The sequence below is a fragment of the Buchnera aphidicola (Sipha maydis) genome, from assembly GCF_024029855.1.
GTDB classification, from domain to species: domain Bacteria; phylum Pseudomonadota; class Gammaproteobacteria; order Enterobacterales; family Enterobacteriaceae; genus Buchnera_J; species Buchnera_J aphidicola_BI.
The window spans coordinates 136,842-150,914 of the sequence record NZ_CP097205.1 but is presented as its reverse complement, the minus strand read 5'-3'; the positions used below and the strand labels follow the sequence as shown (position 1 = coordinate 150,914).

The following is a 14,073-nucleotide window of genomic DNA, read 5'->3' as shown; positions in this document are numbered from 1 at the left end:
AAAAATTAGAGAGATTGTTTTGATTAAAATTAAAAATATTTATTTTCGAAGATATAAAACGAATATATTAAAAAACATATCATTTTCTTTAGAAAAAAATGAAATAATTACATTAATAGGTCCAAATGGAGCTGGAAAATCTACATTAATTAAAATTATTCTAAAATTAGAACAACCAACTTCTGGGAAAGTGATTTATTCTCATAAAAAACGTATAGGATATATACCTCAAAATTTTTGTTTTAATACTCCTTTTCCTATTACAGTTTATAGATTTATGAAATTAATAAATCCATATACAGATAATCAAATTCTTTTTAGTTTAGAACAATTAGGAGCGAAAAAATTAATATATAGAAATTTAAATAATTTATCTGGAGGAGAAATTCAAAAAGTTTTATTAGCTTATGCTTTTTTGAATAAACCAGAATTTTTAGTTTTAGATGAACCTACACAAGGATTAGATATTTCTGGTCAAATGAAGTTGTATAATTTAATTAATCAAATAAAAAAATATTTACAATGTACAATTTTAATTGTTTCGCACGATTTAAATTTTGTTATGCGTAAAACAAATAAAGTAATTTGTTTAAATAAACATATTTGTTGCTCAGGAACTCCAGAATCAATATCTCAGGATAGGCGTTTCATAAAAATTTTTGGTAAATTAGAAAGTCAAAGATTTTCTTTTTATAATCATCATCATAATCATCAACATAATTTTTGAAATATTTTATTAAATAAGTTTTTTCTGGAGTCTAAAATTCTATGAATGAAAACTTTTTTTTTTCCTGGATACTTGGAATTTTTATAATTTTTTTAACAAGTCCAATAGGATCTTTAATAGTTTGGAAAAGAATATCGTTTTTTGGAGATTCTTTATCTCATGCATCGATTTTAGGAATAGCAATTAGTTATATGATAAATATAGATTATCTTTATATAAATTTTTTTTTGGTATTAATTTTTTTATCATGTATTCTGATTATAGAAAAATATTCTTATATTGAAATAGATGCTATAATTAGCATATTAATGAATATCTCTTTATCTTTAGGAACACTTTTTTTAGATATTATTTCTAAAAATAAAAAAGTAGATATTCCGCATTATTTTTTTGGAGATTTTTCTCATATTATTATATATGATATTTTGAGAGTTTTTTTAATGAGTAGTATTATTTTATTAATATTAAGTTTCTTTTGGGAAAATTTTTTATTAATTATTATTAATCCAGAATTAGCTCAAATACAAGGAGTCAATACTTTTTTTATGAGATTTTTATTATTATTTCTTATTTCTTTCGTTATTTGTTTAGCAATAAAATTTTTTGGAGTCTTATTAATGACTTCTTTGTTGATTATACCTGTATCTATTTCACAAAGATTTTCTTCATCTCCTGAACATTCTGTTGCTATGTCATTTATGATTAGCGTATTTTCTTTTACTGTAGGATTATTAATTTCATATTATTTTCATATTCTTATCAGTCCAATAATTGTTTTAATTTTATCAATATTTTTTTTATTCAGTTTGATATATTCAAAGTAAAGAAATTAAATTTTTTTTTTATTTTTTTAAATAATGTGGAGCTCCTGTTATTAAACAACGAGCTGAAGTCGTTTTAGGAAAAGCGATTACATCGCTAATATTTTTACTATCAGTTAATAACATAGTTATTCGATCTAATCCAAATGCTATTCCTGCATGTGGAGGAGTTCCATATTTTAATGATCTTAAAAAAAATCCAAATTTTTCTTTTTGTATTTTTTTGTTTAATCCAATAATTTTAAAAACAATTTCTTGTATTTTTTTTTTATGAATTCTTATAGATCCACCTCCTATTTCTTGTCCATTAATAATCATATCATATGAATTTGATAGGGCAATTTTTGGATTTTTTATTAACTCTTCTATATTATTATTTAATGGAGAAGTGAAAGGATGATGCACAGAAGAAAAACTATTTTTATTGTTTTTTTTAAATAAAGGAAAATGTTTTATCCAAACAAAAGACCAATCTGATGAATTTATTATTTTTAAATCTCGAGCTATTATATCTCTGATTTTTGCGCAAATTTTATTTACTAAATCAGAAAATCCATATATTACCACAAGAAGATCATTTTTTTCGAGTTGATTTTTTTGAATAATTTTTTTTATTTCATTTTTATTTATGTTTTCAAAAATTATTTTTTTTGTATGAAAATTAAAAATTGTAAAATTTTTAATTTCAAGAATATGTATTGAATTAACATTATTTTTTTTTATTTCTTTTACATATAAATTAATTTTTTGAGATTTAATTTTCATTCCATTCGGTATTTTAAAAGAAATAATTCTATGTTTTTTAATATCAAAATCTTTAAAAATAAATTCTTTTTTTAAGAAATTATGAATATCAAATAATTTGATAGGATTTCTTAAATCGGGTTTATCTGTTCCAAATTTTTTTATAGATTCATGAAAAGACATTATTTTCATCTTTTTTAATTTTACATTTTTTATTTTTAACCATAATTGACTAATCATCTTTTCCATAAGATATCGTAATTTTGATTCACTCATAAATGATACTTCTATATCAATTTGTGTAAATTCAGGTTGTCTGTTTGCTCGTAAATCTTCATCACGAAAACATTTAACAATTTGATAATATCTATCAATTCCTGAAATCATAAGTAATTGTTTAAATAATTGAGGAGATTGTGGTAAAGCATAAAATTTTTTTGGATAAATACGACTTGGAACTAAATAATCTCTAGCTCCTTCTGGGGTTGAACTGGTTAAAAAAGGTGTTTCAATATTTAAAAATTTATTTTTATTCAAGAAACTAATAATATTATTTACTATTAAATGTCTTATTTTTAAATTATTAAGAATATTTGTTTGTCTAATATCTAAATATCGGAATTTTAATTTATTTTTTTTCGAAGTAATATTATTTATATCGAATGGTAGTTTTTTGGAATAATTAAAAATTTTTAATTTAATAGCAATAACTTCTATTTCTCCTGTTTTTATATTTAAATTTTTATTTTTAAAAGAACGTTCTTGGACTTTTCCAAAAATTTTAATACAAGATTCATTTTTTAATGTTTCTGCTAATTGGAATAACTTATTATTTTTTTGAAAAATAAATACTACTTGTATAATACCTGATCTATCTCGGACATCAATAAATAATACTTTTCCAATGTTTCTTTTTTTATGTATCCAACCACAAATAGTGATTTTTTGAGAAATATCTTTTTTCTTAATGTGACCACAATAATGAGTGCGCATAAAAAATCCTAAAAATAAATTTATTAAAAATAAAATTTTTTAATAAAAATATTGAAAATTGCAATTAATGTTTAATTATTTAGAAATATTAAACTAATAAAAATATTTCTATCTACTACGAAAAATAATCCTCCCTTTAGTTAAATCATAAGGAGTAATTTCTACTGTTACTTTATCTCCTGTTAAAATTCTAATATAGTTTTTTCGCATTTTTCCAGATATATGAGCGGTAATAATATGTTTATTTTCTAATTCGACACGAAACATAGTATTTGGTAAGGTATCTATTACTTTTCCTTGCATTTCAATATTTTTTTCTTTAGTCATAAATTTTCTCTTTAAAAATAAAAAATTGATATTTATTTATTTTTTGGAAGATATTTGTTTTTCTTGCGATTCTAAATATTTTTCTGCATCCAAAGCAGAAATACAACCGCTAGAAGCAGCAATAACAGCTTGTTTATAAGTATTGTATATAATATCTCCTGCAGCAAAAATTCCAGGAATATTAGTTTGTGAAGAATATTTTTGTGAATTTTTTGATACAACAATATATCCATTTTTCATTTTTATTTTATTGGAAAATATTTGTGTATTAGGTGTATTCCCTATAGCAATAAATAATCCAGAAATTTCAATTTTTAAAATTTGTTTTTTTATAACTGATTCTATTATTAAATATTTTATTTTGTTTTTTTCTCCGATAATTTTTTTTATTACAGAATTTTTATGAAAGACAATTTTTTTTTGTTCTATTTTTTGATATATTTTTTTAATCAAAATTTTCTCTGCAGTGAAATATTTTTTTCGATGAATTAAATGAATTTTTTTTACAATATTTGATAAATATAAACATTCTTCTAAAGCTGTATTACCTCCACCAACAATAGCAATAATTTTTTCTTTATAAAAAAATCCATCACAAATAGCACAAGTAGAAATTCCTTTTCCTAAAAATTTAGATTCAGATTTTAATCCTAAATATCTTGGTGTAGAACCAGTAGCAATAATTATTGCATGCGCTTGATATTTTTTATTTTCTCCAATTAATTTAAATGGTTTTTTTTTTAAATTTACTTTAATTATTTGATCATGAATAATTTTTGTATTAAATTTTATTGCATGTTTTTTTAATCTTTCGACAAACTCTAATCCTGTTAAAGTATTGTAATCGCCTGGCCAATTTTCAATAGTATTTGTATTAGTTAATTGCCCACCTGGATTATTTCCAGTAATAATAATCGGACTAAGATTAGCTCGCGCTAAATATATTCCTGCAGTATATCCAGCTGGACCTGAGCCTAAAATAATAATTTTATTATATATATATTTTTTTTTATTTTTTTTCATATATATTGATGTTGTTTATTTTTATATTTATATATGTTTTTTAAAATTATAGTATAATATAATTGAATAAATTAATATATATAAAGTGAATATATTTAATATTTTATTTATTACTAGGATAAATATTCATTTATATAATATTTTTTATTTTATTAATCTACAAATTTTTTACATTAATCCAAAATTATATTATAAAAAATACATTATTATGAAAAATAGATATGATTAATCCAAAATTATTAAAAAAAAATATTAAAGAAATTGCATTAAAATTATTGGAAAAAGGATTTCAATTAAATATTATAAAATTTCAAAAATTAGAAAAAAAAAGAAAAAAAATACAAGTCAAAACTGAAAATTTAAAATCTATTCAAAAAAAAATATCAAAATTAATTGGAAAAAAAAAATTAAATATAGATAAAAAATCTTTACAAGAAGAATGCTTTAAATTAAGCATTAAAATAAAAAAATATCATAAAAAACTTAAAAAAATTCAAAAAAAACTTTTTATTTTTTCTCTAAAAACTCCAAATATCACTTTAGAAGATGTTCCTTTTGGAATAAAAAGTTCTGAAAATAAAATAATTTATTCTTGGGGAAAAATAAAAAAAATGGATTTTCTAGTAAAAAATCATATAGAATTAGGTAAAGAAAATAATTTTTTTGATTGGAAATCTGCTGCAAAAATTTCAGGAACAAATTTTGTAGTTATAAAAGATAAAATTGCTAAACTATATCGAGTATTAAGTCAATTTATGTTAGATTTACATATTGATAAACATAAATACCAAGAAATATATATACCTTATATTGTTCACCAAGACAGTTTGTATGGAACAGGACAACTTCCAAAATTTAATTCTAATTTATTTAGTATTAATTTTTCCAAACATTGTAATAAAAATAATTATTTTTTGATTCCTACTGCTGAAGTTCCTCTAACAAATTTAGTACGAAATATTATTTTAAATGAAAAAGATCTTCCATTCAAATTTGTTGCAAATACTCCCTGTTTTCGAGCAGAATCTAATTCATATGGAAAAAACTTTAAAGGATTAATTAGATTAAATCAATTTGATAAAGTAGAATTAGTTCAAATTACACTTCCAAAAGATTCTAATCAAGCATTAGAAAATATTACTTTACATGCAGAAACAATTTTAAAACTTTTAAAACTTCCATATAGAAAAGTATTATTATGTACAGGACAAACAAACTTTTCATCTGCAAAAACATATGATTTAGAAGTATGGTTTCCCTCCCAAAAATCTTATCGTGAAATTTCTTCTTGTTCAAATATGTTAGATTTTCAAGCGCGTAGAATGAAATCAAGATATTATGATTCAATTAAAAAAAAAAATATTTTTGTTCATACATTAAATGGATCAGCTTTAGCGATAGGACGTACATTAGCTGCAATACTTGAAAATTACCAAATGAAAGATGGGTCAATTAAAATACCAAAAATTTTACGTAAATATATGAATGGATTAAAATTTATTAAGTAATTTTTTTATTACGTATTTTTTTTAGAATAAATAATTTTTATTTAAAATATTTTAAATAGATGGTAAATTATGAAAAATTATATTTATAATTTTAGCGCTGGTCCTTCTATGTTACCAATAGAAGTAATGAATAAAGCGCATCAAGAATTTAAAAATTGGTGCAATTTAGGAGTATCTGTTTTAGAAATTAGTCATAGAAGTGAAGAATTTTTACATTTAATAAAAAATTCAAAAAAACATTTAAGAAATCTTTTAAAAATACCAGAAAATTATAAAATACTTTTTTTTCAAGGAGGTGCAAGAGGACAATTTTCAGCTATTCCTATGAATTTAACAAAAAAAAAAAATTTTACAGATTATATTTGTAGCGGACATTGGTCGAATCAAGCTGCTATCGAAGCGCAAAAATATTGTTGTCCTAATTTTATAAACGTTGTTTCAAAAATTAATAATAAAAAAATAGTTCTTCCAATGAATAAATGGAAAATAAATAATCAATCTGATTATATACATTATTGCCCTAATGAAACCATTGAAGGTTTAGCTATTTATGAAGAACCAAATTTTAAAGATAAAAATATTATTGGAGATTTTTCTTCCACTCTTTTATCCCGCAAAATCAATATTAAAAAATATTCTTTAATTTACGCAAGCGCACAAAAAAATATAGGAACATCAGGAATTACGATTGTTATTATTAAAAAAAAACTTATTAAAAAGTCAAATTTTTTAGTACCTTCAATTTTAGATTATAAAATTGCTTTAAAAAATAATTCACTTTTTAACACTCCAGTAAATTTTTCATGGTATTTATCTAGTTTAGTATTTAAATGGTTAAAAAAAATCGGTGGAATAGAAGAAATAGAAAAAATAAATATAAAAAAATCTAAAATTTTATATAAATTTATAGATAAAAGTAAACTTTATAGAAATAAAATACATAAAAATAATCGATCTTGCATGAATGTTATTTTTACTTTAAAAAACGAGAAATTAAATAATATATTTTTACATGAATCTCGCTTACATGGTTTATATGCTTTAAAGAATCATAAAATTGCTGGAGGAATGCGAGCATCTATCTATAACGCTATGCCAATTGAAGGTGTAAAAAAATTAATTAATTTCATGTTATTATTTGAAAAAAAATATTTTTAACACGAAATATATATAAATCTTTCTATACAATTATAAATGTTGGTTTATTATTTATGCAAACAAAAATGTTATTAAGCTCTCCCTATAAAGTAAAAGGAGAAATATTACTTCCAGGTTCTAAAAGTATTACTAATAGAGCATTATTAATGGCATCTATGTCAACTGGAATTACTCATCTGAAGAATGTTTTATATAGTGACGATGTAAAATATATGTTGAATGCTTTAAAAATTTTAGGTGTCAAATATATTTTTTCTTCTAAAAAAAGAACTTGTTATATTTACGGTCAAGGAAGAGAATTTCCTCAAAATAAAAATATTACTTTATATTTAGGAAATGCAGGTACTGCTGTGCGTTCATTATTATCTGTTTTATCTATAAAAAATAATAATATTATTATTACAGGTGATAAAAGAATGCAAGAAAGACCTATTAAACATTTAGTAAATGCATTAGTACAAGGAAAATCTACATTAAAATATTTAAAAAAGAAAGGATTTTTACCAATACAAACACAGGGAGGATTTCTTGGTGGAAAAATAATTTTAAATGGAAATATATCTAGTCAATTTTTAACAGCTATACTAATAGCATCTCCTTATGCTCCATTAAAAACAAAAATATTAATTAAAGGTGAATTAGTTTCTAAACCATATATTAAAATGACTATAAAAATGATGGAATCATTTGGAGTATATGTGAAGAATAAAAAATATAAGAAATTTTATATTTTAAACAAACAAAATTATATTTCTCCAAAAAATTATTATATAGAAAGTGATGCTTCTTCTGCATCTTACTTTTTGGCAGCTGCAGCAATTAAAGGAGGGCAAGTCAGCGTTATTGGTGTAGGAAAAAATAGTATACAAGGAGATATAAAATTCAATGATGTTTTAAAAAAAATGGGAGCTAAAATTTTTTTTAAAAAAAACAAAATAATTTGTAAAAAAAATAAATTAAAAAGTATTAATATGGATATGAATAGCATTCCAGATGCAGCCATGACTATTGCTGTAACTTCTCTTTTTGCAAAAGGAATTACTACAATTAGAAATATATATAATTGGCGTGTAAAAGAAACTGATAGATTATTTGCAATGGCTACCGAATTAAGAAAAGTAGGAGCAATCATTGAAGAAGGTAAAGATTATTTAAAAATTAATCCTCCTAAAATTTTCAAAAAATCAGAAATTAATACATATAATGATCATAGAATAGCTATGTGTTTTTCATTAATTTCTTTATCTGGAGTACCAGTAACTTTAATTAATCCTGAATGTGTGAATAAAACATTTCCGAATTATTTTTTAGATTTTTTTTCAATATGCCAGTATAAATAATCATCATACACAATATAAAAAAAATTTTATTTCAAACAAATTAAAAGAAATTTATGATTAAAAAATATCCTGTTATTACAATTGATGGAGCAAGCGGTGTAGGAAAAAGCACTTTATCTTATTCTATATCTAAGAAATTAAATTGGAATTTTTTAGAGTCAGGATATATGTATAGGATAATGGCTTATTATATCATAAAATATGATTTATCTTTGAAAAAAAAAAATATAATTTCATTATTTCCTTATATAAATTTTGATTTCAAATACATGAATAATGGAATCAAAGTTTTTTTTAAAAATAAAGATATTTCAAATGAAATTCATTCTGAAAAAATTTCTATGATGGCATCAAAAATTGCAATTTTTCCATATGTAAGAAATTGGCTTTTGAATAAACAAAGAAAATTTAGACGGTTTCCAGGATTAGTTACCAATGGAAGAGATATGGGGACAATGGTTTTTCCTGATGCAATTGTAAAAATATTTTTAAAAAAAAGTTTATTGGAAAGAGCAAAAAAAAGAAAATTAGATTTAAGATTAAGAGGTTTTAAAATGAAGATAGAAAAAATCATTAAAGACATTAAAAAAAGAGATTATCGGGATAAAAATCGTATTTTATGTCCTTTATTTCCAGCAAAAGATGCTATAATTATTGATTCTACTTCAATGAGTTTAGAAAAAACATTAAAAAAATCTATGAATATAATTTATAAAAAATTATTAAATAAATAAAATAATTTCTTTAATATGGAATATAGTTGAAGAACAATTTAACAGCTTTTAAAACATTGATGTTTACAAAGTTAATATAATTTTAATACAAAAAAGAATAATGCATATGAAAGAATCTTTTGCAAAATTATTTCAAGATTCATTAAAATCAATAACAACTAAACCTGGATCAATAATTCAAGGAATAGTAATTGCAATTAATAAAGATAACATATTGATAGATTCTGGATTAAAATCAGAATCTAAAATACCAATTGAGCAATTCAAAAATTCTCAAGGAAAAATAGAAGTTCAAATAGGAGATCAAGTTGAATTAGCATTAGATACAGTTGAAGATGGTTTCGGAGAAACAATTTTATCAAGAGAAAAAGCAAAAAGATATCAATCATGGTTAATGTTAGAAAAAACTTATGAAGAATCTACTAATATTATTGGAAAAATTACTGGCAAGGTAAAAGGAGGATTTACAGTAGAATTAGATGATATTCGAGCTTTTTTACCTGGATCATTAGTCGATGTAAGACCAATACGAGACACGTCACATATTGAAGGAAAAAAATTAGAATTTAAAGTTATTAAATTAGATAAAAAAAGAAATAATGTTGTTGTATCGCGAAGAGCAGTTATAGAATCTGAAAATAGTCTTGAACGTAATAAATTATTAAATAATATTCAAAAAGGATCAAAAATTCTTGGAACTGTAAAAAATTTAACAGATTATGGTGCGTTTATTGATTTAGGGGGTGTTGATGGGTTATTACACATTACAGATATGGCTTGGAAAAGAGTTAAACATCCTAGTGAAATAGTTAATATTGGAGATGAAATTACAGTTAAAATATTAAAATTTGATAAAGAAAAAATAAGAGTTTCTTTAGGATTAAAACAATTAAGTCAAGATCCTTGGATTAATATATCTAAAAGATATCCAGAAAAATCAAAAATTATAGGAAGAGTAACTAATTTGACAGACTATGGATGTTTCGTTGAAATAGAAGAAGGTATTGAAGGTTTAGTTCATGTTTCAGAAATGAATTGGATAAATAAAAATATTCATCCTTCTAAAGTAGTGAAATTAAATGATATGATAGAAGTTATGGTTTTAGATATTGATGAAGAAAGAAGAAGAATCTCTTTAGGATTAAAACAATGTACAAAAAATCCCTGGAAAGAGTTTTCGAAAATTCATAAAAAAGGAACAAAAGTAGATGGAAAAATAAAATCTATTACTGATTTTGGAATTTTCGTAGAATTAGAAGGAGGGATCGATGGTTTAATTCATTTATCTGATATAGATTGGGAAACATCTGGAGAAGAATCAGTTAAAAAATATAAAAAAGGAGAAAAAATATCTGCGATTGTTTTACAAGTTGATTCAGAGAGAGAGAGAGTATCTTTAAGTATTAAACATATGATCAAAGATAAATTTCATATGTTTATTAAAAAACATAAAAAGGGATCTGTAGTTCAAGGTACTGTTCAAAAAATTTATTTTCAAGAAAAAGCGAGTATATTTTTAAAAAAAGGAGTTCTGGGATACATTGTATTTTCTAATTTTAAAAATATGGATATTCCAAAACAAATATCTATTTTAAAAAATGAAAAAAATATGAATTTTTTAATTAAAAATATTGATCGTAAAAAAAGAATGATATATTTATCTTTTGAAAAATTTCATACTTTAAAAAAAGAAAAAATATCATAAATAAATATTTTTGATAAAAAAAATTCAAAAGTTCTATTTAAAATGATAAATATCAATGTTTAATAAAAAATAAAATTTTTTATACGAAAATACATTTCATACAATAAAATAAAAAATGAAAAAAAAATTTATAGTACGTAAAAGTAAAAATTTTTTATACTTTTAAATACTATAAATTTAAGTTTTTTATAAAAAATTATAAAATATATATAAAAAATTTATTATATTTGTTCAATTTAATAGGAGAAAGTTATGAATAAAAAAATTGTTATTGCTAATTGGAAATTAAATGGAGATCAAACTTTTGTAAAGGATTTTATTAAAAAAATTAATTCAACTCAAAAAAAAATTTTTGAAAATATACAAATAATTCTTTCTCCTCCAATTATATACATTAATTATATGTTTAAAAAAATTAACAATAAAAAAATTTTTTTTGCTTCTCAAAATGTTGATTATCATGATAAAGGAGCGTTTACTGGAGAAATTTCTCCTTATATGATTAATGAAATTGGAGCGAAATATGTTATATTAGGTCATTCAGAAAGACGAAAAAATCATTTTGAAAATAATACTTTAATAGCTAAAAAATTTTTTTCTATAAAAAAGAATAATTTAATTCCAATATTATGTATTGGGGAAACAAAAAAAGAAAAAGAAAAAGGTTTAACAAAAGAAGTTCTAATTAACCAAATTAATCAAATATTTTTAACTTGTGGAAATGATGCTTTCAATAAAACGTTTATTGCTTATGAACCTATATGGGCTATTGGAACCGGGAAAAATGAATCTCCAAATAATATTAATAAAATTATGAAGTTTATAAAAAATTATATTATGCAAAAAAGTTTAAATAAAAATATTAAATTTAAATTACAATATGGAGGATCCGTGTCTGATAATAATGTTCATAAAATTATAGAAGAAAAATATATTGATGGTGTATTAGTTGGATCTGCATCTTTAAATTATAAAATTTTTTTAAAAATTCTTAAAAAAATTAGTTTTAGAGAAAAAAAATAAAATGTATAGAAAATTAATTAATATAAATTTTTTGAAATAATTATTAATTTTTTATTTATTTTTTTTTTCATAAAATTTAAAGCTTTCTCAATATCATGATATATTATTTTATCATTTTTAATTCCAATACATTTTCCAAATTTTTTTTTTAATAATAATTCAATAGAAAAAAATCCCATTTTTGAAGCTAGAATACGATCAAAGGCAACTGGAGATCCACCTCTTTGAATATGTCCAAGAATTGTAGCTCTAGTTTCTTTTTTTGTATAAAATTCAATTTTTTTAGCTAATTTTTTAACATTACAAATGTGCTCAGTAATAGCCACTACTGCATGCTTTTTACCTTTTTTTATACTTTTTTTAATATTTTGTATTAATTTTTTTTCATCATATTTAATTTCAGGTATAACAATAAATTCACAACCTCCAGCAATAGCAGCTGATAGAGTTAAATCTCCGCATTTTCTTCCCATAATTTCTACAATTGAAATTCTCTGATGCGAAAAAGATGTATCTCTTAGTTGGTCTATTGATTTTACAATAGTTTCTAAAGCAGTACTATATCCAATAGTATAATCTGTTCCAAAAACATCATTATCTATCGTTCCTGGAATACCAATACATGGAAAATTCATTTTGTGTAATGCGTTTGCTCCTGCATATGTTCCATTTCCTCCAATAACAATTAATGCGTCAATTCCTTTATCTTGCATATTTTTTATTGCAATTTTTCTTATTTTTTTTTCAAAAAAATTCATATAACGAGCTGTTCCTAAAAATGTTCCACCTCGATTAATAATATTAGATACTTTATTATTATTTAAGTTAATCATTTTATTTTTGCATAATCCACGATAACCATTTAAAATTCCTATCACTTGAATTTTATTGTTATAAGACGTACGCACTATACTTCTAATAGCAGCATTCATTCCTGGAGCATCGCCTCCACTAGTCAGTACTGCTATTTTTTTTATTATATAATTTTTTTTTAATTTCATATTTTACTTAATATATAAATATTTTTGTTGTATTAAAATGATTTAAAATATATTATTTTTTTAAAAAATAATATTTTATAGGTTCACAATTTTTATTAAACTCATATATAATAGGTTGACCTGTTGGTATATTTAAATCTGGAACATCTTTTTCTGGAATTTTGGATAAATATTTTATTAATGATCGTAAAGTATTTCCATGCGCAACAATAAGAATTTTTTTATTTTTTTTTATCTTTGGAATAATATTTTTTTCCCAATACGGAAGAATTCTTTTTAAAGTTAATTTTAAACTTTCTCCTAAAGGAATATCATTTTTATTCATATGGGAATAACGAGAATCATATCCTGACCAATAATCGTTAAATTTACTTATATAAGGAGGAACAACAGAAAAACTTCTTCTCCAATTAAAAATATTTTTTTTACCATATATTTGAATCACACTATCTTTATTTAATCCCTGTAAACAACCATAATGTCTTTCATTTAATCTCCATGTTTTATAAATTTTTAGCCATGGCTGATTAACTTTTTTTAACACACTCCATAAAGTAAAAATAGCTCTCTTTAAAACAGAAGTATATGCTAAATCAAATGTTATATTTTTTTTTTTTAATAATAATCCTGCTTTTTTTGCCTCTTTTTTTCCTTTATCATTTAAATTTACATCATACCATCCTGTAAATTTATTATATTTATTCCATTCACTTTCTCCATGTCTTAAGAAAACTATTTTAAATGTCATACAAACTCCTTCTATAAAAATTAGATATATAGAAAAAAATTAAATATATTTTTTTTTGATATGATATAAAGAAATATTTTTATCTTATAATTTATTTAAAATATTTTGTTTACTAATATAATTCTTTTGTCTTTCTTGTAAAGAATTATATTAGACAAACAGAATTAAGATATTCATAAAAATATATAAACAAATTATTTTTATTTTACTATATTTAAAAA

General features: G+C 21.9%; 12 protein-coding genes and 1 pseudogene. 8 read left to right on the top strand and 5 right to left on the bottom strand.

Features of this window, described 5'->3' with window-relative positions; genetic code table 11:
• Positions 1 to 19: 19 nt before the first annotated feature.
• Both M3Y47_RS00625 and M3Y47_RS00620 read left to right on the top strand, forming a co-directional pair.
• Positions 20 to 727, top strand: a complete 708-nt coding sequence (locus M3Y47_RS00625; RefSeq protein ID WP_434475808.1) for an ATP-binding cassette domain-containing protein — start codon at positions 20 to 22, stop codon at positions 725 to 727.
• A gap of 41 nt (positions 728 to 768) precedes the next feature.
• Complete coding sequence (locus M3Y47_RS00620; protein ID WP_252839559.1) at positions 769 to 1,551, top strand: metal ABC transporter permease; 783 nt, start codon at positions 769 to 771, stop codon at positions 1,549 to 1,551.
• Positions 1,552 to 1,569: 18 nt separating this feature from the next.
• On the opposite strand, the gene aspS is transcribed toward M3Y47_RS00620, so the two are convergent.
• From aspS to trxB, 3 genes are all read right to left on the bottom strand, one after another.
• Entirely contained in the window at positions 1,570 to 3,285 is a 1,716-nt protein-coding gene (gene aspS, locus M3Y47_RS00615) for an aspartate--tRNA ligase (RefSeq protein WP_252839558.1), read from the bottom strand.
• 108 nt (positions 3,286 to 3,393) lie between these two features.
• Positions 3,394 to 3,612 (bottom strand): translation initiation factor IF-1, encoded by a 219-nt coding sequence (infA, locus tag M3Y47_RS00610; protein WP_252839557.1) that lies wholly within the window; start codon positions 3,610 to 3,612, stop codon positions 3,394 to 3,396.
• A gap of 36 nt (positions 3,613 to 3,648) precedes the next feature.
• Positions 3,649 to 4,635, bottom strand: a complete 987-nt coding sequence (trxB, locus tag M3Y47_RS00605) for a thioredoxin-disulfide reductase (RefSeq protein WP_252839556.1) — start codon at positions 4,633 to 4,635, stop codon at positions 3,649 to 3,651.
• A gap of 221 nt (positions 4,636 to 4,856) precedes the next feature.
• Here trxB and serS point away from each other — a divergent pair, with 221 nt between their 5' ends.
• From serS to tpiA, 6 genes and pseudogenes are all read left to right on the top strand, one after another.
• A complete protein-coding gene (serS, locus tag M3Y47_RS00600; RefSeq protein ID WP_252839555.1) occupies positions 4,857 to 6,143 on the top strand; it encodes a serine--tRNA ligase in 1,287 nt (428 codons plus the stop codon).
• Between the two features lie 69 nt (positions 6,144 to 6,212).
• On the top strand, positions 6,213 to 7,301 hold the full coding sequence (serC, locus tag M3Y47_RS00595; RefSeq protein WP_252839554.1) for a 3-phosphoserine/phosphohydroxythreonine transaminase: 1,089 nt from the start codon (positions 6,213 to 6,215) through the stop codon (positions 7,299 to 7,301).
• A 53-nt stretch (positions 7,302 to 7,354) separates the two neighbouring features.
• Positions 7,355 to 8,641, top strand: coding sequence for a 3-phosphoshikimate 1-carboxyvinyltransferase (gene aroA, locus M3Y47_RS00590; protein ID WP_252839553.1), 1,287 nt, complete (start codon positions 7,355 to 7,357; stop codon positions 8,639 to 8,641).
• A gap of 53 nt (positions 8,642 to 8,694) precedes the next feature.
• On the top strand, positions 8,695 to 9,375 hold the full coding sequence (cmk, locus tag M3Y47_RS00585; protein WP_252839552.1) for a (d)CMP kinase: 681 nt from the start codon (positions 8,695 to 8,697) through the stop codon (positions 9,373 to 9,375).
• A gap of 106 nt (positions 9,376 to 9,481) precedes the next feature.
• A pseudogene (gene rpsA / locus M3Y47_RS00580) lies at positions 9,482 to 11,062 on the top strand (30S ribosomal protein S1); the annotation flags it as partial.
• Positions 11,063 to 11,332: 270 nt separating this feature from the next.
• Entirely contained in the window at positions 11,333 to 12,103 is a 771-nt protein-coding gene (gene tpiA, locus M3Y47_RS00575; protein WP_252839551.1) for a triose-phosphate isomerase, read from the top strand.
• 17 nt (positions 12,104 to 12,120) lie between these two features.
• Here the strand turns inward: tpiA and pfkA are convergent, their stop codons facing one another.
• Positions 12,121 to 13,083, bottom strand: a complete 963-nt coding sequence (pfkA, locus tag M3Y47_RS00570) for a 6-phosphofructokinase (RefSeq protein WP_252839631.1) — start codon at positions 13,081 to 13,083, stop codon at positions 12,121 to 12,123.
• Positions 13,084 to 13,156: 73 nt separating this feature from the next.
• Positions 13,157 to 13,852 carry a 2,3-diphosphoglycerate-dependent phosphoglycerate mutase gene (gene gpmA / locus M3Y47_RS00565; RefSeq protein ID WP_252839550.1) on the bottom strand — a complete coding sequence of 232 codons (696 nt, stop codon included), beginning with the start codon at positions 13,850 to 13,852 and terminating at the stop codon, positions 13,157 to 13,159.
• Positions 13,853 to 14,073: the final 221 nt, after the last annotated feature.

Excerpts from the sequence above, each read along its gene's own strand:
- M3Y47_RS00620 (WP_252839559.1), top strand. The coding sequence starts at position 769 with ATGAATGAAAACTTTTTTTTTTCCTGGATACTTGGAATTTTTATAATT.
- aroA (WP_252839553.1), top strand. The coding sequence starts at position 7,355 with ATGCAAACAAAAATGTTATTAAGCTCTCCCTATAAAGTAAAAGGAGAA.
- cmk (WP_252839552.1), top strand. The coding sequence starts at position 8,695 with ATGATTAAAAAATATCCTGTTATTACAATTGATGGAGCAAGCGGTGTA.
- infA (WP_252839557.1), bottom strand. The coding sequence starts at position 3,612 with ATGACTAAAGAAAAAAATATTGAAATGCAAGGAAAAGTAATAGATACC.
- gpmA (WP_252839550.1), bottom strand. The coding sequence starts at position 13,852 with ATGACATTTAAAATAGTTTTCTTAAGACATGGAGAAAGTGAATGGAAT.
- serS (WP_252839555.1), top strand. The coding sequence starts at position 4,857 with ATGATTAATCCAAAATTATTAAAAAAAAATATTAAAGAAATTGCATTA.
- tpiA (WP_252839551.1), top strand. The coding sequence starts at position 11,333 with ATGAATAAAAAAATTGTTATTGCTAATTGGAAATTAAATGGAGATCAA.
- aspS (WP_252839558.1), bottom strand. The coding sequence starts at position 3,285 with ATGCGCACTCATTATTGTGGTCACATTAAGAAAAAAGATATTTCTCAA.
- trxB (WP_252839556.1), bottom strand. The coding sequence starts at position 4,635 with ATGAAAAAAAATAAAAAAAAATATATATATAATAAAATTATTATTTTA.
- serC (WP_252839554.1), top strand. The coding sequence starts at position 6,213 with ATGAAAAATTATATTTATAATTTTAGCGCTGGTCCTTCTATGTTACCA.